A 22,121-nucleotide genomic window follows, 5' to 3' on the forward strand; every position below is an offset into this window, starting at 1 on the left:
CAGAACATGTTCTGACCCCAAATATAAATATTAACTCGCGAGCGCCTTTAATAGTTTGTCATGTATTGCACCAAAACCACCGTTGCTCATTACCACAATGGCATCATCAGGCATCGCATCTTTTGCTATTTTATCAACTAATTGCGAAAGTTGCGATGTGGCAAACCCTTTTGCTTTATCCGCAATAACATCATCTACCGACCACTGCACATCTTCACCCTGATAGAGATAGACATAATCTGCAATAGCTAAAGCATCGGCGAGCGCCTGCTTATGTATGCCTAGTTTCATTGTATTGGATCGCGGTTCAAGTACCGCAATCACTCGACCTTGGTGTTTATCCGCCTGCACACTTTTTAACGTTTGAGAAATAGCGGTTGGATGATGGGCAAAATCATCGTAGACCTTGATTTGATTAACCTCGCCTTTTAACTCTAGTCGGCGTTTAGTATTAATAAACTCGCCTAACGCTTGGCACGCAATATCAACCGTAACGCCGGCATGCCTTGTAGCTGCTATCGCTGACAACGCGTTCTCAATATTAAAATCGCCGATGAGTTGCCAAGCGACATGTCCCACTTTTTGTTGGTCAAAATAAACGTCAAAAGCACTACCATTGCCATGGGTTTTCACTGCTTGCCAGCCATTGTTAATCTCGTCTTCTGAGACCACACCATGACTCACTTCTTGTTCACTCCATATACCTTTGTCTATAACTTGTTTAATTGATTGAACCGGCGGGTAAATAACACGGCCGTTACTGGGTACCATGCGAATGACATGATGAAACTGAGTTTGGATTGCGCCAAGGTCGGCAAAAATATCAGCATGGTCAAACTCTAAATTGTTTATCACCAACGTTCTTGGTCTGTAATGAACGAACTTAGAGCGTTTATCAAAAAATGCGGTGTCGTATTCATCAGCTTCTATCACGAAAAAAGGGCTTTCACCGAGTCGTGCAGACTGACCAAAGTTTTGTGGCACGCCGCCAATTAAATAGCCAGGGGATAACTCGGCGTATTCCAAAATCCAAGCCACCATTGACGCAGTTGTTGTTTTGCCGTGCGTACCCGACAATGCAACTACCCATCGATCTTTCAATACATGTTCCAGCAGCCATTGTGGTCCTGAGATATAAGGAATATTGCGATCTAATACATACTCAACCATTGCATTACCACGACTCATGGCATTACCAATAATCACCATATCAGGTTCATCATTTTCTAAGTGCTTACTGTCATAGCCTTGATAAAGCTCGATACCAAGTTGTGCTAATTGAGTGCTCATCGGTGGGTAAACATTGGCGTCAGTGCCGGACACCTTAAAACCAAGTGACTTAGCAATAGCGGCAATGCCGCCCATGAAGGTGCCACACACCCCTAAAATATGAATATGCATAATAGAATTCTTAACAGTGCAATGAGCAAAATATACCGTAGACGTGAAGTATTTGCATTACCCGAATTTAGCTTTCAAAATAAAAGCCTATAATTTTTTACCCACACAAAGCTATGACTGACATTTTTGTATCCGACATCGTCACCTACCCGATAAAATCAATTAAAGGCGTGCACCTATCTAATAGTTGGATTGACGACTATGGATTATCCTTTGATAGACGATTTGTTGTCAGTGATTTACTCGGTAAATTTATTACTGCTCGCAGCGATAGCAAACTTTGTTTGATTCAGGCCAATATTACGCCAACAGGCCTAATACTGATCGCGCCCGATATGCCGAAACTCGAGTTGAATTATCAAAGCTTTAGCCAACGCTACCAAACGGTTACTGTGTGGAGTAGCGAAATAGCAGCGCAACATTGCGGCCAGCAAATAGATAAGTGGTTTAGCCAATATCTAAATAAGCCCTGTCAATTACTGTACTTTGGCAGCGATTCGAGCCGTCTGGTAAAAAATTCTACCAAACAAGTCGCGTTTGCCGACGGTTATCCGCTATTACTCGCTTCGCAATCATCTCTTGCCGATCTATCCGACAAAGCCGGGCAAACATTTTCAATGGCGCAGTTTAGGCCAAACATTGAAATTTCAGGTGCTGAAGCTTTTGCTGAAGACCAATGGCTGCATATTCGAATCGGCGAAGTAGAGTTTGAAGTTGTGAAACCCTGTACGCGCTGTAACTTCACGACAATAGATCCCAAAACGGGCGAAGCATCTTCCGACAATGAGCCACTTGCTACATTAATGAAATATCGTCGCGACGAAGAAGGAGAAGTGCTGTTTGGACAAAACATGATCCCCCTTAATCAAGGCCAAATTAACGTTGGTGATAGCGTAGAGATTATCCGCACAAAAGCAACAAGGCCAACGTTAGTGCCGCAAAAAAAGTCTAACGAGAAAACAACGGAAATTGAAAAAATCGCACCACCTTCAAATGAAACAAGCGTTAATATACTTTTTGACAGTTGGGACACTTACCATAAAGGTAACAACCAAGAAACTATACTAGAGCAAGGTGAAGCGGCAGGTCTGATATTGCCCTATTCTTGTCGAGGTGGTATTTGTGGTCGCTGCAAAATCAAAGTGGCAGATGGGCAAGTACTGCAGCTAAAAGATGATGCATTAACAGATCAAGAAAAGGGTGAGGGCTATGTGCTTGCATGTAGTAGTATTCCACTGGGCAACATAACCCTCGTTCAGGGATAAATTGTTAATGGAGTGCGTATGGATGGCGCTCAAAATAAGCAGAGAGCCACGGCGTAAATTCGGTAATTTCTAATGGTTTTTGCGCCGCATGACCCTGCGTCCAGTTGCCACCGCTACCTCTAAATATACGTACCACTTCTTGGCTGTCCACATTAATACCAATAACAGGTATATTCATGCTTTGAGCCAGTTGAATAAAAGTGAGTAGTATCGCTCTATCTGCGCCATTGTCGTCTTGTTCAGACAAGTGTCCACAATCTATTTTTATTTCATCAACCGCAGTGCGACGAATGTAGCGCAGTGATTCATAGCTACCTGAAAAATAATCAATTGAGATGACCACACCAATTGCTTTTAACTGGTCAACAATAAACTTGCTTCGTTCACACGCGTCAATTACTACCTGTTCATTAAGCTCTATTTTCAATCGCTCTGCCGGGATATCGTGCAGTGCCAACTGCATTTCGATAAAGTCGATAAGGTCTGCTTCTAGCAGGTCGGTACTCGATAGGTTAATTGCTACTGGCAGGTGACTATTAAGCTCGTTTAGTTCCTTAATCAGCGCAATCGCATGCGTAATCGCGAGCTTAGTTACGGCATAAACGTCACCACTATGCTCTGCAATTTTAACAAACTCATTCAGCGGCAAGACAACGCCCGTATTAGTTACCCATTGCACCTTAAGCTCAAAGCCACACAAGGTATCTTCAGTTAGACTAACTTGCGGCAATACTCGCCATTGCAAGTTGTCCTGAGCGATATCTTCTTGAAGTTGTTCCATTTGCGCTAGTTGTGTATCGGTATAAAACGCATCCGCCGCGTCATAATGGTGAATTAACTGTTCTTGCTGCTGAGCAACACGAAGCGCATCCTCAGCTTTTGCAATAGCATCAGCAGGCGAAGTATTAAAATCACCGATAATGGCGCTACCAAAAGATAATTTAAAATTTAATGAAAAATTCTTAAAGCTCATCGCATCGGGCACGGCGCCAGCAATCTTTTTGGCCATATCTCTAATCATGATATCTGCGGGATGATTAGTGCTAGTTAAATTCAATGCCACAATAAATTGTAAGCCGTGCGCGCGTGCTACTCGTACAGGCGAAGCCGAGCCTTCAAAATTGAGAAGTGATTCTTCTTCGGCGAGTGCAAGCTGCAAACGATAAGCAAACTGCAACAACAAAATATCAGAGTTCTTATGGCCAAGAATGTTGTTAACCTGAGAAAAATTGACAGGTTTAAAGACTAAAACGGCAAAACGATTATCGGGCGATTTTTGTAGCTGACTTTCGATCTTGTGGACAGCATGTTGTTCGGTTGGCAAGTTAGTTGCCGGATCATGGCTGTATACGAACAATGATTCATAATCTTGCTCGTCACGACCGGCCTTTTCTGACACATAGGTCAGTAATTTAAGTACCATCATCCAACTACCATTAACTAAAGCGACGAGATAACTTGTCACCGTATACACAACAAGCGCTGTATCTGTAATGGCATTAGTTAAATAAAAGTAAGTTGCTACGGCAAATATAAGTGCACCTGCCCATTGGCTAATATAGCGTGCAAAATGATGCTCGCTGTTGGCGCTGAAACTGATCATTCGATAAGCACCAAGTAACAGAGGCACACTGGCAAAAGCAATCCAGGTAAGTCCAGCTGACATATCTGGAAACAGCCATAAAGCAAACACATAAAAACCGGTAATAAATCCAGTAAGGTAGGTTAATCCATTAAGCACCATGCCTTCTTTCTTATTTAGGATGTTGAACGGCCACATATACACAACCAGCAAAAATATTGCCGCGCATGACAGCATCAACGACTGCTGATAAGGGGAAGACTGAGACAAGGCGTTAAGCATGGCAAGGGCACTGCCGGAAAGTAACAATGCATACTTAAGTTTGACCGAGAACATCGGCTTTATGAGTACAGCAAATACAACAACAGGCAGACTAATACCAAGGACAAACGCGAAAATAAAATCGACAAACGTGAAGCCTGAATCACTAGCCGAAGCTGGTAATGCAAACAATAGCGCAAAGAACAATACGAACTTACGCCCTGAATATGTAGAAGAAAATATGCCGTCCATGAATAACTATATAGTATTGTTGTTTTTTTACTTAGGCTAAAGATAGCAAAGTACGAAATCCATTGTAAGTACTTTTATCAACTATTTTTCACGCTATCGCCTATATTTCCTGCAAGAATATCGTTTTATATTTACTATCAATAAGTTACTAATACGCCTTATTGTTTAATTTTCAACCACTTGTTGACCATTAACGATAAGAGTATGTAGCGGATTAACACCGAATTGATAACAAAGGCTTGCAGGCTGTTCTATATTCCAAATAGCAATATCTGCGTCCATACCCACTTTAAGTTGACCTTTAACGTTTGATAAACCCAACGCTTTAGCGGCGTTTATGGTAACGCCTTTTATTGCCTCTAAAGGAGTTAGCCTGAATAAGGTGCACGCCATATTTAGCATAAGCTGTAAATTACACAGTGGTGACGAACCCGGGTTTGTATCCGTTGCAACGGCCATGCTTACCCCGTGTTTACGCAATAGCTCAATTGGGGGTAGTTGTGTTTCTCTTAGAAAATAAAAAGCGCCTGGCAACAACACCGCAGTGGTACCAGAAGACGCCATCGCTTTGACACCCTGTTCATCTAAGAACTCGACATGATCTGAAGACAATGCCTGATATGAAGCGGCTAATTCTGTGCCGCCTAAATTTGATAATTGCTCTGCATGAATTTTGATAGGCAAAGATAATTTTGTCGCAGCGTCGAATACACGCTGAGTTTGTGCCAAATTGAAGCCAACGCCTTCGCAAAAAACATCCACCGCATCGGCAAGACCCTGCTCGGCAACTTTTGGCATCATTTCATTGCACACTAGATCAATATAGCCATCGGCATCGCCACTATATTCTTTAGGCAGAGCATGTGCTCCCAAAAAAGTCTTTTGAATAGTAACCGGGTTACTATCAGCTAACGTTTGCGCTACGGCTAACATTTTCAATTCAGTTTCAATATCAAGCCCATATCCTGATTTAATTTCTACTGTAGAGACACCTTGTGACATTAACGCAGATAATCGTTGCTGGGCACCTGCTAATAACTCTTCTTTAGAGGCTTGGCGCGTAGCGGCGACGGTTGAGACAATACCACCACCAGCATTTGCAATTTCTTCATAGCTGGCGCCATTTAATCGCATTTCAAATTCGTTGGCTCTACTACCACCAAACACTAAATGTGTATGGCAATCAATCAAACCAGGGGTGACCCAGCGACCACCACCATCGATTACATCAACTTGCTCTTGTGGATAGTTTGGTAGTTTTGAAGCTTCGCCTAACCACACAATTTTGCCATCACTTATCGCAATAGCACCATTTTCAATAACACCATATCCTTGCTCATTTTCAGACATGGTCGCGATATGAACATTGATCAAGAGGGTTTGCCAGCCAGATGTTTCTTGCATGATGAATTCCAAGGTTAGTGATAACAGCAGTGTAGACAGTGCATACGAATTGGTCGAATGCTTTGCGTGAGCACTCTAACTGAAACTATTTTGCAACGCAAGGTTGTATATACAACTAAATCGGTTAAAATAACCTGTATATACAACTTGAGAATTCCCTGATGAGCACACCAAAGTTCCAACAAATAAAAGCTTATATCATCGCTAGAATTGAAGCGGGCGAATGGCCTCACAATAAAAAAGTGCCTTCAGAAAATGAACTTTCCCAGCAATTCACTGTAAGTCGAATGACCGCTAGACGTGCATTGCAGGACCTGACTGAACAAGGCGTGTTAGTACGCTCGCAAGGTGCCGGAACCTTTGTCGCTTCGTTGAAATCTCAATCTTCGCTGCTCGAGATTCGCAACATAGCGGACGAAATAACGGACCGCGGGCACAAGCATCATGCTGTGCAATCCGCGCTTAACACTATCTCGGTAAATGAAGAGCTCGCCATACTGCTCAATGTGCCAACAGAAAGCCAGATTTTTTACTCTGAAGTACTACACTTTGAAAACGACGCCCCCATTCAGTTGGAGCAAAGATACGTGAACAAACGCCTTGTACCTGAATATCTTGAGCAAGATTTTTCAGCGCAAACACCACACGAATACTTATCGTCTGTTGCCCCATTAACAGAAGCAACACACGAAATAGAAGCCGTTAATGTCAATGGTCATACATGCCAATTACTCAACATTTCGGCAACAACTCCCTGTTTACAAATAAAGCGCCGCACTTGGTCAAGCCAAGGGGTGGTGAGCTTTGCTATTTTAACTTCACCTGGTGATCGCTATCGTTTAGGCGGCCACCTCGTATTTTGATTTTGAGGACTTTTTCATGTCGACAGATAATCGTTTAGACACAAGTCGCACTATTCGCGCCGACCGTGGTAGTGAAATAACCGCAAAAAGCTGGTTAACCGAAGCAGCTAAACGCATGCTTATGAACAACTTAGATGACGAAGTTGCCGAACATCCACAATCACTTGTTGTATATGGTGGTATCGGTCGTGCTGCTCGCAATTGGGAGAGTTACGACAAAATTATTGAGGTACTTAACCGTTTAGAAGACGACGAAACCTTAATGGTGCAATCGGGTAAGCCAGTTGGCGTGTTTAAAACACATGCTGATGCACCTCGTGTGTTGATTGCCAATTCTAACCTTGTGCCAAATTGGGCAAATTGGGAACACTTCAATGAGCTCGATAAAAAAGGCCTGATGATGTATGGCCAAATGACAGCAGGCTCTTGGATCTATATTGGTTCTCAAGGTATCGTTCAAGGCACTTATGAAACCTTCGTCGCAATGGCCAAACAACACTTTGGTGGTGATGCCAAAGGTAAGTGGGTGCTTACGGGCGGTTTAGGTGGCATGGGTGGTGCGCAACCACTTGCAGCGACCATGGCGGGCTTTTCAGCGCTTGTTGTTGAGTGCGACGAAACACGCATCGATTTCCGCTTAAAAACACGTTATGTCGACAAGAAAGCGACAACATTAGACGAAGCCCTAGCGATGATTAATGACGCATGCGCGAAAGGTGAAGCGATTTCTGTTGGGTTACTAGGCAACGCCGCTGATGTATTCCCAGAGTTAGTAAAAAGAGGTATCACACCTGATGTCGTTACTGATCAAACATCTGCTCATGACCCACTAAATGGTTACTTACCGCAGGGTTGGAGCATGGCACATGCTGCAGAAATGCGTAAGCAAGATGAAGCAGCCGTGGTAAAGGCAGCAAAGCAATCTATGGCTGTGCAAGTACAAGCAATGCTTGACCTGCAAGCAGCGGGCGCGGCGACGACTGACTACGGCAACAACATTCGTCAAATGGCGCTAGAAGAAGGTGTAAGCAATGCCTTTGATTTCCCGGGATTTGTCCCAGCATATATTCGTCCACTATTCTGCGAAGGTATTGGGCCATTCCGCTGGGTTGCACTATCTGGCGATCCAGAAGATATCTATAAAACCGACCAAAAAGTAAAAGAGCTTATTCCTAACGACCCACACTTGCATAACTGGCTTGATATGGCCAGAGAGCGCATTGAGTTCCAGGGATTACCTGCACGTATTTGTTGGGTAGGGTTAAAAGATCGCGCTCGTTTGGCGCTCGCTTTCAACGAAATGGTCAAAAATGGCGAATTAAAAGCGCCTATCGTGATTGGACGTGACCACTTAGATTCTGGTTCAGTGTCATCACCAAACCGCGAAACTGAGGCGATGTTAGATGGTTCAGATACTGTTTCAGATTGGCCTTTACTTAATGCGTTATTGTCTACTTCAGGTGGCGCTACATGGGTAAGCTTGCACCATGGTGGTGGCGTTGGCATGGGCTTTAGCCAGCATGCTGGTGTGGTTATTGTAGCTGACGGTACAGATGCAGCGGAAAAACGTCTGGCTCGCGTATTGTGGAATGACCCTGCTACGGGTGTCATGCGTCATGCCGATGCTGGTTACGATATCGCAATTAACTGCGCACGTGAGCAAGGGCTAGACCTGCCTATGGTTGAAGGTGCAAACGGCAAGAAAGGAGCGTAACGATGATAGATACGTTAAACATTGTTCCCGGCACATTAACACTGGCGCAACTGCGCGATGTGAGTCGCTATGATGGCATCAACTATTCTTTGGATGAAAGCGCCTTTGAAGCGATTAATAAAAGTGCTGAAGCGGTTCAAAATGTTATTCGCGAAGATCGCGTAGTATATGGCATTAATACCGGCTTCGGTTTACTAGCGAGCACCCGAATCAAAGAAGACGAATTAGAGCTTTTACAGCGTTCGATTGTATTGTCTCATTCAGCAGGTTTTGGCGAATACATGGAAGATGCCACGGTTCGACTGATGATGGTGTTAAAGATAAACTCGTTAGCTCGCGGATTTTCAGGTATTCGTTTAAGTGTTATTCAAGCACTTATAGCGCTACTAAATGCGCAAGTATATCCGTGTGTTCCTAAGAAAGGTTCTGTTGGCGCATCTGGCGATTTAGCGCCACTGTCACACATGGTGTTACCGCTGTTAGGTGAAGGCGAAATGTCTCACAACGACCAAATTATTCCTGCCGTTGAAGGCCTAAAAATAGCAGGACTTGAGCCAATCACTCTTGCCGCTAAAGAAGGTTTAGCGTTGCTAAACGGCACACAAGCATCGACAGCATTCGCACTAGAAGGTTTGTTCTTTGCAGAAGATTTGTATGCCGCAGGCACCGTTGTTGGCAGTATGTCGGTTGAAGCCGCTATGGGTTCTCGTGCGCCTTTTGACGCACGTGTGCACGAAGTTCGCGGTCAAATAGGTCAGATAGATGCGGCCGCACTTTACCGAGACATATTAAGTGATGCTTCCGAGATTGGTGCGTCACATGTTGATTGTGAAAAGGTACAAGATCCTTATTCACTGCGTTGCCAACCACAAGTTATGGGCGCATGTTTAACGCAAATTAGGCAAGCCGCGCAAGTGCTTCACACCGAAGCAAACGGTGTCACTGATAACCCTCTCGTTTTTGCCAATGAAGATGACTTTATCAGCGCTGGTAATTTCCATGCTGAGCCGGTTGCTATGGCTGCGGATAACCTAGCGCTTGCTATCGCTGAGATTGGTTCATTGTCAGAGCGCAGAATGGCGCTACTTATTGATGCGAACCTAAGTAAGCTACCTGCATTTTTAGTCGACAATGGTGGCGTAAATTCTGGATTTATGATCGCACAAGTCACCTCTGCAGCGCTTGCTTCTGAAAATAAAACACTGGCACATCCTGGTTCTGTTGATAGTCTACCAACATCAGCAAACCAAGAAGATCACGTGTCGATGGCAACTTTTGCCGCTCGACGTTTGCAAGATATGGGTGAAAACACCTGTGGCGTGTTAGCGGTTGAGTATCTTGCTGCTGCCCAAGGTCTTGATTTTAGAGCGCCATTAAAGGGCTCTGAAAAAGTCGAACAAGCCAAAGCAATTCTGCGTGAGTATGTCGCGTTCTACGACAAAGATAGATACTTTGCGCCAGACATCAACGAAGCTTCTGGCATTATCGCTGATGCAGAATTAAACACCTTGATTCCTGCTGGTATTTTGCCAAGTATGTAAGCAGTGTACATGTGTGAAAATAAAAAAAGCAGTTGCCATTGGTAACTGCTTTTTTATTGGTTGAACTAAACGCTTTACATTCAAAATAAAACGTTTTCGCAAAGGCGTTATTTACCCATTAATTCCATCAAGGCTAATACCGTAGTTTGTACGCCAAAAGGTACTGAGTCGGCTGATACTTTGAAAAACGGTGAATGATGGCTAGCGATTGAGCTACCACCACCGTTGGCAGCCTCTAGTTCTGCTTTCGGTGTGCCACCTATCGCCCAATAAACGCTAGGGATATAAGGGTCCATAATAAAATAGGAAAAGTCTTCGGCGCCCATCCCTTTGTTTGGCAAGTCAACTACTTTGTCTTTGCCAAGGGCCGCTTTCCACGTTGCTTTCATGCGCTTAGTCAGCAAGGTGTCGTTTAGCGTTGGTGGCGTAGCTTCTTCTTTGGAAATGATCACTTCTGGCAATTTATCTTCGGGTAACCCATTGGCGCGGCCGATATTGGTAGCGATGCGCTTAACACCGTTTAGCAATAAATCACGCGTCTCAATGCTGGCATTACGCACTGTTAACTGTAAATGAGCTTTATCAGAAATAATGTTGTGTTTAAAACCCGAGTTAAACGCGCCAACAGTTATTACCCCCGCATCTTTTGGCGGTAGCTCTCGACTAATCAAACCTTGCAATGCGATAACAATTTGAGAACCGATGTAAATAGGATCTTTACCTGCATGTGGATATGCGCCATGCGCCCCTACCCCGTGTACGATAATATCGACACTATTTGAACCGGCATATGCAGCACCTTCTTGAACATCAATTACACCCGTTTCTAAACCCGCACTGACATGAAAAGCAAAAGCATAATCCGGTTTACCATATTTATCCCAAATGCCTTCTTCCATCATTTTGCGCGCACCCATTATGCGCTCTTCGGCCGGTTGGCCAATTAGCATCAACGTGCCTTGCCATTTGTCTTTATTAGCCGCCATATAGCGCGCTGTACCTACCAAAGAAGTTATGTGTACATCATGACCACAAGCATGCATTACCGGCATTTCTTGACCGCTAATTGGGTCAACCTGCGTCACTTTTGACTGGTAGCTTAAGCCACTATCTTCTTTAACAGGTAATCCGTCCATATCGGCGCGCATCATCACGGTAGGGCCATCCCCGTTTTTCATAATTGCGACAATGCCAGTTTTACCTATGCCCTCATGCACTTCGAATCCAGCGGCACGAATCTCAGTGGCTAAACGTTTAGAGGTTTTAAACTCAGCCATGGACAATTCTGGATTTTGATGAAAATGGATAAATAGAGATTTCAAATGGGCTTTGTAATCTTTGGCAACCGCTTTTTCCAAGGCAACATTATCAATGGCAAAAGCCGAGGTACTAATCGCGAGTAGCGACGCAATAATTAGTTTCATACAAATCCCGTTTTTAAGTTTTATTGTCTGTTTTTATCAATCCATTGTTTAAAAATAACGCAATTCAGTCAATAAATAAAAAAGCCACGCGAAAGCGTGGCTTTTTTTAGTAACTATTGGCAAGCCTATTTTTCAAAATAAAACGCGTCGCGTTTGTTATCATAATTGCCAATTTCATTCATGGTTTCAGCGTCGAATAAACGACCATTTAACATGGTGTGCGTTACCTTATCACTGATATAAATATCCGAGGCTAAATCACCGTCAACAACAATTAAATCGGCAAGTTTACCCACCTTGATCGAACCTATTTCTTTGTCTAAACCTAACGAGATTGCCGGTGAAATAGTTGCTGTTCTCAAAGCTTCTAATGGCGACATACCACCTTGTGCCATCATCCAAATTTCCCAGTGCATCGCTAAACCTTCACGTTGACCATGGCCACCTGAATTAACTTCGATACCTAGGTCTTGAATTTCTTTGGCCGTGCGAGCAACGTTGAAATGATTATAATGATGATGCGGCGCTTTTTGACGGCGCATTGAGATAGGATCTAGCACTTCCGCCGGCACATACTTGCTTAAACGTGGGTGCTTCCATACGTTGGTAGTGTCATACCAAAAAAGCTCACCTTGAATACCGCCGTAAGCAACACCCATGGTAGGTGTATAAGCCATTTTTGAAGCTGACCAAAGTTGCTTGATATCGTCATAAATATGCTCGGTAGGAATCGAGTGCTCAAGCGTTGTATGTCCATCAACCACCATAGTTAAATTGTGTTGTAGTAATGAACCACCCTCTGGCACAACCATTACACCTAGCTCACGTCCAGCTTGAATGAACTGCTGACGTTGATTGCGTCGCGGTTGGTTATAGCTTTTTACGCTAAATGCACCCGCTTTTTGCAAACGCGTAATATGGAACTTGGCATCTTCAAGACTATCGACATGTGACGTATAACCTGGCACCGTTGCACCGTATAAAATCGTACCGGTAGACCAAAGGCGCGCCGCCGTTATTTTGCCTGCTTTTTGCATTTCGCTAGCAGCAAAGAAGGTCGTGGTATCGTTTGACGGATCGTGAATACTGGTAACACCTAATGCAAGACCGGCGTAGTTCTTCCAGTTTTGCTGAGGAATAAGTTCACTCGTACCTTGCGGGCCGTGAGCATGGGCATCGATTAATCCCGGTGCAATAGACTTACCAGTAATATCAATCACTTTGGCATCACTTGGAACTTGTACCTGATCTTTACTGCCAACAGCTGTAATTTTGTTGCCTGTAACAACAACTACGCCGTCCTCAATCACTTGCTCACCTTCCATAGTGATCACTTTACCGCCAACAAACGCAATGCTTCCTTCTGGCTTATCCATTTTGTATTTGAAGCCGATATTAGTGACACTTGGTTCAATCGTTTGCGCCTCTGCGTCTTTTGCTTTGACATCAAACAGCCCAGCGATATTCGCCTGATATAAATCTGGGCCTAATGTCCAATAAAGTGCATTGCCGCTACCTGCCCAGTTTAACCCTTCACCAGCGCGTACAGACGAAAGCTGTTTTACCGGTACGTTGCTTGCCTTAGGCCCAACGGTAACAACATCACCTCGTTCAAACATTGGCGTAACAAAAACCTTGAAACGTTCTGCAAAGGCGACATATTCACCATTAGGTGAAACGCGATACTCTGTTGAGAACGACCCTTGGAATAATTTGGTATCGTTTTGACCATCTAAGTCGATGCGAGAAATACTTGGCATCTCGCCAGCACGTGTCACGTATATGCGGTCATTGCGTTTGCCAAAATGAGGCTTTTGACCATAATCCGTCACCAAGGTCATTTCACTACCGTCTGCATCTACCTTATAAATACCTGGATTTAATCCCCATTTAGGGTCGGTAATATAGCCACCGCGAACCTTTCTAAAGACAACGGTTTCACCGTCTGGCGAAAACTCTGGCTCAACATATTTACCTGGCTCTTCAGTAATCACTTTACCACGGCCGCCACGTGCAGAAACCACGCGTACACTGCCTAACTTGTTGTCATCCCAAGTGACGTAAACCACTTTTCTGCCATCGCGAGAGAAACTCGGATTAAATTCAAAATGATCTTTCTGCTTGGTTAGTCTCTTCGGTTTGCCATTGGGTAGATCACGAACATATATATTACCCATGGCTTCAAAGACTGCTTTTTTACCATTAGGAGACACTTTTACATCGCGCAGCATTTTTACATCAAAGGCGTCCATATCGATTTGTTGATCAAATCTAAGCGCCGTTTGAATTTGTTTTTTGGTGTTAACTTCAAACGGGATGTTTTCTGCTTTTTTAGACTCAATATCTAAACGGTGGAAGGTACCACCTTGCCAATAAATGATTTCTTCACTGTCAGGTGTCCATGCCATTGTTGGGTATACGCCATGTATCGCCCATGTTTCTTGCATGTCTCGTTCCATTTTGTCATGGATTAAAGTGTGCTCACCGCTCTTAAGATTGTATAGATAAAGCTTTGATTGGAAGTCATCGCGACTAATATAAGCCAAATACTTGCCATCTGGTGATGGTGTTGGACGAATCGCGCCACCTTTTCCAGAAATAATGGTATCGATTTCACCAGTCTCTAGTTCAAAGCGTTTGATCTTATAGATACCCTTTTCAGAGTCCTTACTGTAGTGAAAGGTTTTACCTGGCGTCGCATCTTGAGAAAAGTATACGTATTTACCGTCAGGAGAAAACGCTGGCTCACCCAAATCTTTTTGTTGGTTAGGGCGCTTGGTTAGCATTACGCCGCTACCACCTGTCTTGTGGTACATCCACACTTCCCCCGCACCTAATGAGCGAGAGCCGGTGTAATGTTTACGTCCAACTAGGTAATTACCATCTGGAGACCAAGCTGGGCTATTAACCAATCTAAATGTTTCTTTAGTAACAGGGCGCGCATCACTGCCATCAACATTCATTATCCATAAGTTATCGCCGCCATCTTCATCTGAAGTAAAGGCAATATATTTGCCGTCAGGACTGAAAGTTGGTTGCATTTGCCAGGCGATGTCTGTCATTAATGCCGTTGCTTTACCGCCTGATACAGGCATGGTGTAGATGTCACCAAGCAAGTCAAAAACCAACGTTTTGCCATCTGGGCTAATGTCTATGTTTAACCAAGTACCGTTTGTTACGTTTATATCAACGGTTTTGAATTCGCCCATAGGTTCATTAACAGACCAAGCTTTGTTTTCCTTTTTCTCTTCTGCCTTGTTTGCATCTGCTGCGAGTGCACTAGGCACAAGTAACGCTGCGCTAAGCGCGAGACTTGCTAAAGAAACACATGTCTTTTTCATTATGTAGTTACCTTTTTTTATTAACGCGATTACTAAAACACACTTACATTGCAATGTTAAGTCTCTGTCGATGAAGGGTAACATTTAAGCGGTTAGGGAGTGTAAGGAAGAGCATACTGCATGTTAGCTCTTCTTAAAATTATTGCTATGGTTTGTTTTGCTCTTTTAGTTGTTTCTCTGCTTGTTTTCTCGCCTCAAGATATGCGGGGTCTCGATGGCTTTTAAATACATCGCTAACACATTTGTCGTGTGCATTTTTTGAACGTTGCCAACAATGATCCTCATCATCTGCCAAACAATGCTCAAGTAACTTAACTGCTAGCTTTTTGCAGGGCACAAATTCATTCGCCGTTGGCGAGGCAAGCACACTCGATGTGACAAAGCACCCAAGGACGAAAACGAGAATCCTAGCCATAGCTTAACTCCTGTATTTAAAATCTGCGTCATCAATAACATAACATGAAAATACGCATATTGTTCACCTTGATACACGCGCAACAAAAAAGGCTCCACAGAGGAGCCTTTTTCATATATTCACTAGGATAGTGATACATCATGCCGCCCATATAAATATAAGTTATTGTTTATATTGGGATAATATATTTTTACGGCGAAAAGATACCCCACTTTGTACCCCACCCTGAAAGCTGATGGGGCTGCGAGGTGTTTCAAGAACGGCAGCCCACATGAAATGACACCAATAGAACCATCATCGCATTTTACAGCATATAAATGAAGATACTTTGCTCATCTGCAAAATCAAAGATAATATAGGCATAATAGCTTAAAGCATTTACGGATTATTAACTTTATGGCTGATTCGGCACACATCGACTTTTCTGAAGGCAGCTCCCTTCAATCGAAGGCGCGTGCATACCAAAAAGCCTCGGCGGCTCATAGAGATATTGAAAACAGCATGGAACACGCTGACGCAGACAATGACTGGGCGCAAAGACTAGGCTCTGCGCAAGAACTCCAGGATGCTAAGAAAATTATTGAAAACAGCCGAATTCAGGCTGCCAGATCATTCACTACAGAAGATATTCAAGAAGCTACAGAGCAAGAGCTTATTTCTGAGCAAGAAGCTCGACAGCTTATAGCCATCAGAAGAAAAGCGGAAATGCAGGAACGCGAAAATGGACGCTCCTCCTCCAAGTCACGCTCTAATTCACGCAAACGATAGCAACCAGCTTTTCAAAGATAAATCGACCCAGCTCTGAGCTGGGTCGATTTTTTTGGGCTACCTTAAAGTAGTCCATGTTCAGCAAAGCTATATGGTGAATCATTACCCACGATGAAATGATCTAAAACTCGAATATCCAGCAAACCCATTGCATCAACAATCCTTGTTGTGATCTGCTTATCTGCGTTACTCGGTGTCATATCACCTGACGGGTGATTATGAGCAATAATCAATGCCGCAGAATTATGCTTTAAAGCAGCCTTGGCAATTTCTCGTGGATATACTGCTGAGCTATCAATCGTGCCGAAAAACATCTTCTCAAACTCAATAACCTGATGACGGTTATTCAGAAAAATAACAGCGAATACCTCTCGCTCTTCTTCACCCAACGCCAAGTGCAGATAGTCTCGGACTGCTTTTGGTGAATCCAGCTCTTTTCCTTCATTCAACATACGCTTATAAAGAATATTCTTTGCCTCTTCGATAAGCTCCTGCTCTGACAGCTCTGATAAAAGTTTCATAATCTTTCCTCTCAAATCTTTAGATTTCAAAACCCCATCCCTCTGGGGTTGAAAACCCCAAGAACACGAGCAGAGCGAGAGGAAGCTCGGCGCTTTTCTATGTCCAGATCGGGGAACCGCCCAGGTTGCAGGGAATGAAATGAGCGAAACTAGGGGGATATCTGGACTAAAGAAAAAGCCGTGCTAGTCTGCGGCTTTAGCCCAGAGGGATAGTTTTTCCATGCATAGCATGGCTACGTTAGTGATCGGAAAGGCAGCGAAGCTGTTCCAAAGGAATGAAGCAAATTGCGGAACCTGAGAGAAGCACGACTCTCATCTAGAATGATGAGAGAAACGCCAATCCCACCCCCTTCCGTTAAGGGTATTTTGATTTGCACAAATACAATTTTTGAGTATAAAGACTATGTGTATTTTTTAAACGATCAGAAATGAAAATCGCCATCTATAACCTCAAGGGTGGTGTCTGAAAAACCACCATTGCCACTAATCTTGCCCTGGAACATGATTACTCTATCGGCTGTAACAATCCGTTCCCTGTTTATGATGGCCTGATTCATTCTGACCGGGTGCTTTATGTTCACCCAGAAGAGACTTTCCCTGAGATCAACCAAGATATTGATATGGTTTTTGACCTTAACGGTTCGATCAGTAAATGATCTAAAAGCATCACCTCTGCACTCAGTCAGAGCGATGTTGTTATCGTACCTATTTGTAATGACGACAGAACGATTGAGGAGAGCTTGTACGCCATTTCAGAAATCATGTATTTCAACACTCGAATACTCATTGTAGGAACCAAGCTCAGAATGCGTGGAAAAGATGATGTTTTTGAAAATTGGGAAGACTGTGAAGATATGCAGGCAATCAAGCAAGCTATTCACATGAGAATCAACCCAAAGATTCCTGTATTACCCTTACAGTACAGTCCAGCATTTGACCTGATAATAGATGAAGGAAAATCGCTGACCTGGCTGGCTAACACCTCAAAACAGGCAAAGCCGTATTTCAAAAAACTATTAAGGCAATGGCAGGACATTGGCTCTGCAATTCAAGCTCTCTTAAGCAATTCCTCATAAGCCTGAGTAAGCTCAACGAAAGCCTTCTCAGAACCGCCTTGATCAGGGTGAGCTTTAAATCGCATTTTTCGATATTGCTTTTTTAAATCTGACTTAGAATAGGTTTTACTTGGATCAAGCCCCATGAGCCTATGCATCCGCTGCCGCCTTTCTTCGGGAGTTTCTTCATAGGCTTCATTTTTAGACTCCTCTTGATAGGAGCTATTTGAACTGCTGCTTTTGCGAGAATCATCAGAACGCTTATAAGAACCCTGCGACTCTCCAGTTCGACCTCTACTCGAAGAGTGACCTTTTGAACGGCCTTGGCCACTTGAATAACTTTCGCTGGATGACTCGCTTCGTTCACGCTGGTTTCGTTCTGCTTCCTCTCGCCTTCTTTGTTGCTCATAACGCCTGCGCTCTTCATTTGCCTGATCACGCGCTCGCTCATAATGAGCTTTGGCTTCCTCGGCTTCACGCTGCTTCCGTTTAAGATCATCAAATTCACTCTTATAGCGAATTTTATCTATAAAAATACTGATGGAATTTGTAATTCCTGCAAAGATCGAAGCATGTGGTATCGCATAGCCTATCGCAAATGCAACACCGGAAATTATCATGGAAGTTTGTTTAGCTTCGCCAAAAAATAGATACAGAACAAATGCTGCTGGCAGCAACTTCCAGAAATTCATATTTCTGGATTCTGCGATTACATACCCAATAGCAAACGGAAAGATTGTTATATAGACCAGTGTTGATATTGATGGCACAGCTAATCCCTTACAGCAAAAAAGCGATAGCAAAAACCTAATGCTACCGCGATAGATAAAACGCTATTCTGCATATCTGCAACCATTGCGTTATATAAAAGAACTGTTAGTCCCACAGTAAAAATAAAGAAGCCGCCGATTAACACACCGTATCGTTCCCAAATCGATTGAAGGTTTTTAAAAAAATAGGCGGTGAAATGTCCTAACAACATACAACCTAAGCTATAAATAATGAGATAGGATTCGCTCATCTTCTCCACCTCTCAAACCGGTGATATTGAGAACGGATATGTTCAACCCCATGAAAACCAATGATTGCTGCTATCGCAAAAGGAATAGTCATCCATAACTGATTAAATGCAGCCATTATATCGAGCGGGTACGGCAAAATAACAAACCATGCTACAACCTTCCAAAAGCTTATATCTCTAAACAACCAGCCAGCCCAATATCCGAAAGCAATAGCAGCCGCTACAAAGGGCAAGGCTCTAGTGATTAGAATGTCTGGACTTTCCATGCGTTAAAACCTGATCTACTTTTGTTTTTACTTGGTGTTCAATTTTTTTGAACACCTGTTTTATATTTATGTTTTCCGCGCTTTCTCATCATTTAATCGGCACTCGCACAAACCCTGATCGCTTATCATTATGTATTTCTACGGGCGGCATATTGGTTGCTCGATTGAACGTAGGATTTTGATAGTATCGAGTGTTCTGCATAAGCACCGGCTTTTTATTGCTCGATACGATGAGTTGTTGCTGATCTTGGATTGTTCTGATTTCAGCGGCATGTATCAGGTTAAATTCCCGATACTCATGCACCAGATCAGTCAGGTTCCGTTTTTGCGTTTCCCTGACTTTACCGATCATGTTTTCAAAGAATTGTGCTGTTTGATTATCCGAACCTGAATAGGTGATATAGAAACCGAAACCACCCATGATGACATTTGCTAGGTCATCGTTATAACGGGCATTTAGTTGTTTGATACTCTGAAGCACGATAGAGATAGAAACATTGTATTTCCGTATCGTGGTAATCGTTGTCGGAAAGCTTGGCAGCGTAGCATGACCAAACTCATCAAAGAGTACATAGACAGGCAAATCATTCTTGCTCGGTAGATTTCTCATCAAACCATTAAAGAGCGACTGGAAGAACAAACTCACCAGTGGCGCGTAGTAATCCAAGTCCTGACTGTTTACCGAAAAGTAAACTATCGTCTTTTCCTTTCGTAAATCTTCTATTGAAAAATCCGAGCTGGCTGTCACATCCACCACATCAGGATTAGAGAAAACCCGTAAGCTGGTTCCGGCAGTCATCAATACCGATTGCAAACCATCGTTGTGATGACTGGTCAAACGCATCCATTCTTGCCACAAACTATCATCATCAATGTTGTCGTTATAGATGCTGTAGTTCGACATAAATTCCGTTAAACCCTCGCCTGCCTCACCAAAGCTTTGAAACAGCCTGTAAAGGTTCCCCAGGTTGTAATAATCTGGATTATCAATCTGTGAGTTTTTTAGGCATTTAAGAAACAGGCTAACGAACTGAGTTGCACCTTTCGCCCAAAAATCATCTTCATCCAAACCGGCTCGAACCAATAGCGTTGCCATCTTGTCGATCTCAGTATTGGTCTTGGCTTCCATCAATGGGTTAAATCGATGAGACGTTGTAAGATTGTCTGGCGTGATATGGATAACCCGAAAACCTTTGCTTTTCATATAGCCGGAAGTTTTTTGAAATAGCTCACCGGATGGGTCGTTGACCACCAATGAGGCTTTGTCTTTTGCCTTATCCAAAATAACAGGGGCGATATATCCGGCGGTTTTACCACGCCCTGTTTTAGCAATGACACAGATATTGGAAAAACTGTCTGTTGATGAGATGCGCAATCTGTTTCCATCAACCAATACACCATCGTTACCGCTATTCAGGTATGAGCTGAATTCATGCCGTTTGGCAAAGGATGCGCCTTCCTGTTTGGTCAGCACTTCGCGCTTAAACAGAAAACCAATAATCCTGAATGGCAGTTTGAATATTTCCCAAAGGGATTCTGTTGGTGATTTCATAGCTTTATTCTTTAGAAGGTAAACGGTTTCTTGCCCTTGGGTGTTTTTCCCTGAGCGTTAGTCGCTGTCTGATAATTCACTTCTTGCGGCCTCGACCACCCGAACCACCATCGGTATTTTTACGGTTAGCGGTTCTAGATTTGAATTCAGCTTTACGTTTTTCAGCCGTTTGCTGTCGTTTACTTTTCTCCTGTGACTTCTTCTCCTTGTTGCTGGACTGATGATCACTTTTGCTTTGTTCTTGTTTTTGCTTTTTGTCCTTTTCTGTCTTCTGTTCAGCTTTTTGTTTTGCCTTCTGCTCAGATTCGTGAGTGAAAACATACTGCATTTCATCAAACTCTTCAGACAGACCCAGTGTAGTAATTCTGTGTCGTCTGCCATTGTCCTTATTGATAAAACCCATTGCGTTTCCACGAATATAGGACTCAATATTCGCTTCTCGCAGTCTTTTAATATAATCCGTTTGTGAAGTTGATTCTTTAAAAATCTCAGCGAGTTTGTCTCGCATGATGTCTTTCTGTGATGGTTTCTTTGTTCTTCGTTTCAGTTCGGCTTCTTTGTTCGAGTTTTTGCCCTTCTTGTCTTTGTTACTGATGAGCTTTTCCTGCTCCAGCTCTGGGTATCGCTCAAGCGCATATAACTCGGCATTAACCTTGGCATCATCAAACTCATTTTTGCTGAGCCGGTATCGCTTACTTTCACCAATCTGGTTGGCACTGATGATGAAGTGATAGTGAAGCTGGTTATCTTTTTCATCGTGCATCCCACCAAAAGCCAAACATCCGTTTGCTCTGGATTTGAGATATTGCTGTGCCAGGTCACGCAGGATTTCTTTTTGCTGTGCTTCAGACAGTTGCTTGCTACGGGTGACAGACAGCACTTCGTGATAAAGATAGTTACCACCTTTTCTTCGCCTGAGCAGGCTGGAGTTATCCATAAACTCATCCAGAATTTGCTCACGATTAACCCCAAAGCAGTTATGTGTGAAGTTGAATTTCACATCATTATCTTTGTCTCGCACTATGTAGTCGTAAAGCTGCTCAAAGCTTGGCTGCTTACGGGACATGCTTTTGATAATCATGGCTACTACTGGTTAAGTTCTCCTTCGATGAAGGCTTGTACTTTGGCATCCAAATCGCGCAGGTGTTGGAAAACGACTGCCTGATCGACCTCATGGAAAATATTGGTCTGATGGGCAATCTGATTGAGGTTGTTGGCTATATTCCGAATCAGGCGGTTATGCTCCTTCATGCCCTCCTCGAACTCAGGAGGGATGATGGTACTCCCGTCCAACTGAGCAAAAGCCAGTTCTCTGAGGTAGGTCGATGTCGGCTTTTTGAGCTTTTTCGCTCTGGCTTCCAGACGCTTGAAATCCTTCATTTCGAGCCGGACATTAACGTACTTATTTTGCTTGTCGTACTCCTTTCGATAGTCACGAAAGTAGTCTGATCTGCCTTCTTCGTTATCCATCTTGC

Annotated in this window: 18 protein-coding genes; 6 read left to right on the forward strand and 12 right to left on the reverse strand. The window is 43.4% G+C overall.

The window, feature by feature from the left end; genetic code table 11:
* Positions 1-30 precede the first annotated feature (30 nt).
* The gene (mpl, locus tag QUD85_RS13255; RefSeq protein WP_093330994.1) at positions 31-1,401 is read right to left on the reverse strand and encodes a UDP-N-acetylmuramate:L-alanyl-gamma-D-glutamyl-meso-diaminopimelate ligase; all 1,371 of its coding nucleotides are present in this window, start codon (positions 1,399-1,401) and stop codon (positions 31-33) included.
* 113 nt (positions 1,402-1,514) lie between these two features.
* On the opposite strand from mpl, the gene QUD85_RS13260 reads away from it, so the two are divergent.
* Positions 1,515-2,666 carry a YcbX family protein gene (locus tag QUD85_RS13260; RefSeq protein WP_093330992.1) on the forward strand — a complete coding sequence of 384 codons (1,152 nt, stop codon included), beginning with the start codon at positions 1,515-1,517 and terminating at the stop codon, positions 2,664-2,666.
* 4 nt (positions 2,667-2,670) lie between these two features.
* Here the strand turns inward: QUD85_RS13260 and QUD85_RS13265 are convergent, their stop codons facing one another.
* Positions 2,671-4,761, reverse strand: a complete 2,091-nt coding sequence (locus QUD85_RS13265) for an EAL domain-containing protein (protein WP_093330989.1) — start codon at positions 4,759-4,761, stop codon at positions 2,671-2,673.
* Positions 4,762-4,926: 165 nt separating this feature from the next.
* Entirely contained in the window at positions 4,927-6,165 is a 1,239-nt protein-coding gene (gene hutI / locus QUD85_RS13270; RefSeq protein WP_093330988.1) for an imidazolonepropionase, read from the reverse strand.
* Between the two features lie 161 nt (positions 6,166-6,326).
* Here hutI and hutC point away from each other — a divergent pair, with 161 nt between their 5' ends.
* The 3 genes from hutC to hutH are packed head-to-tail and all read left to right on the forward strand — an operon-like array spanning position 6,327 to position 10,283.
* Entirely contained in the window at positions 6,327-7,028 is a 702-nt protein-coding gene (gene hutC, locus QUD85_RS13275; protein WP_093330985.1) for a histidine utilization repressor, read from the forward strand.
* Positions 7,029-7,044: 16 nt separating this feature from the next.
* Positions 7,045-8,742 (forward strand): urocanate hydratase, encoded by a 1,698-nt coding sequence (gene hutU / locus QUD85_RS13280; RefSeq protein ID WP_093330981.1) that lies wholly within the window; start codon positions 7,045-7,047, stop codon positions 8,740-8,742.
* A 2-nt stretch (positions 8,743-8,744) separates the two neighbouring features.
* Positions 8,745-10,283, forward strand: coding sequence for a histidine ammonia-lyase (gene hutH / locus QUD85_RS13285; protein ID WP_218139602.1), 1,539 nt, complete (start codon positions 8,745-8,747; stop codon positions 10,281-10,283).
* A 107-nt stretch (positions 10,284-10,390) separates the two neighbouring features.
* Here the strand turns inward: hutH and QUD85_RS13290 are convergent, their stop codons facing one another.
* The 3 genes from QUD85_RS13290 to QUD85_RS13300 form a co-directional block, all read right to left on the reverse strand.
* The gene (locus tag QUD85_RS13290) at positions 10,391-11,707 is read right to left on the reverse strand and encodes a M20 metallopeptidase family protein (protein WP_093330978.1); all 1,317 of its coding nucleotides are present in this window, start codon (positions 11,705-11,707) and stop codon (positions 10,391-10,393) included.
* 125 nt (positions 11,708-11,832) lie between these two features.
* The gene (locus QUD85_RS13295; protein ID WP_093330974.1) at positions 11,833-15,048 is read right to left on the reverse strand and encodes an amidohydrolase family protein; all 3,216 of its coding nucleotides are present in this window, start codon (positions 15,046-15,048) and stop codon (positions 11,833-11,835) included.
* 145 nt (positions 15,049-15,193) lie between these two features.
* Positions 15,194-15,463: a hypothetical protein gene (locus QUD85_RS13300; RefSeq protein ID WP_093330971.1), complete on the reverse strand. Its 270-nt coding sequence runs from the start codon at positions 15,461-15,463 to the stop codon at positions 15,194-15,196.
* A gap of 396 nt (positions 15,464-15,859) precedes the next feature.
* Here QUD85_RS13300 and QUD85_RS13305 point away from each other — a divergent pair, with 396 nt between their 5' ends.
* The gene (locus QUD85_RS13305) at positions 15,860-16,231 is read left to right on the forward strand and encodes a hypothetical protein (RefSeq protein WP_093330967.1); all 372 of its coding nucleotides are present in this window, start codon (positions 15,860-15,862) and stop codon (positions 16,229-16,231) included.
* A gap of 62 nt (positions 16,232-16,293) precedes the next feature.
* On the opposite strand, the gene radC is transcribed toward QUD85_RS13305, so the two are convergent.
* On the reverse strand, positions 16,294-16,752 hold the full coding sequence (gene radC, locus QUD85_RS13310) for a RadC family protein (RefSeq protein WP_093330963.1): 459 nt from the start codon (positions 16,750-16,752) through the stop codon (positions 16,294-16,296).
* Between the two features lie 806 nt (positions 16,753-17,558).
* Here radC and QUD85_RS13315 point away from each other — a divergent pair.
* The gene (locus QUD85_RS13315; RefSeq protein WP_143047962.1) at positions 17,559-17,828 is read left to right on the forward strand and encodes a hypothetical protein; all 270 of its coding nucleotides are present in this window, start codon (positions 17,559-17,561) and stop codon (positions 17,826-17,828) included.
* Here the strand turns inward: QUD85_RS13315 and QUD85_RS13320 are convergent.
* The 5 genes from QUD85_RS13320 to QUD85_RS13340 all read right to left on the reverse strand — a co-directional run bounded on the left by QUD85_RS13320 (position 17,801) and on the right by QUD85_RS13340 (position 22,116).
* Positions 17,801-18,577 carry a DnaJ domain-containing protein gene (locus tag QUD85_RS13320; protein ID WP_093330958.1) on the reverse strand — a complete coding sequence of 259 codons (777 nt, stop codon included), beginning with the start codon at positions 18,575-18,577 and terminating at the stop codon, positions 17,801-17,803. The genes QUD85_RS13315 and QUD85_RS13320 overlap by 28 nt on opposite strands.
* A 247-nt stretch (positions 18,578-18,824) precedes the next feature.
* On the reverse strand, positions 18,825-19,094 hold the full coding sequence (locus QUD85_RS13325; RefSeq protein WP_093330953.1) for a hypothetical protein: 270 nt from the start codon (positions 19,092-19,094) through the stop codon (positions 18,825-18,827).
* 88 nt (positions 19,095-19,182) lie between these two features.
* Positions 19,183-20,646: a type IV secretory system conjugative DNA transfer family protein gene (locus tag QUD85_RS13330; RefSeq protein ID WP_093330949.1), complete on the reverse strand. Its 1,464-nt coding sequence runs from the start codon at positions 20,644-20,646 to the stop codon at positions 19,183-19,185.
* Between the two features lie 76 nt (positions 20,647-20,722).
* Complete coding sequence (locus tag QUD85_RS13335) at positions 20,723-21,727, reverse strand: relaxase/mobilization nuclease domain-containing protein (protein ID WP_093330945.1); 1,005 nt, start codon at positions 21,725-21,727, stop codon at positions 20,723-20,725.
* Positions 21,728-21,732: 5 nt separating this feature from the next.
* Positions 21,733-22,116 (reverse strand): plasmid mobilization protein, encoded by a 384-nt coding sequence (locus tag QUD85_RS13340; protein ID WP_093330941.1) that lies wholly within the window; start codon positions 22,114-22,116, stop codon positions 21,733-21,735.
* Between the last annotated feature and the right edge of the window lie 5 nt (positions 22,117-22,121).

Origin of the sequence: Thalassotalea agarivorans (genome assembly GCF_030295955.1) — a bacterium.
GTDB lineage: Bacteria > Pseudomonadota > Gammaproteobacteria > Enterobacterales > Alteromonadaceae > Thalassotalea_D > Thalassotalea_D agarivorans.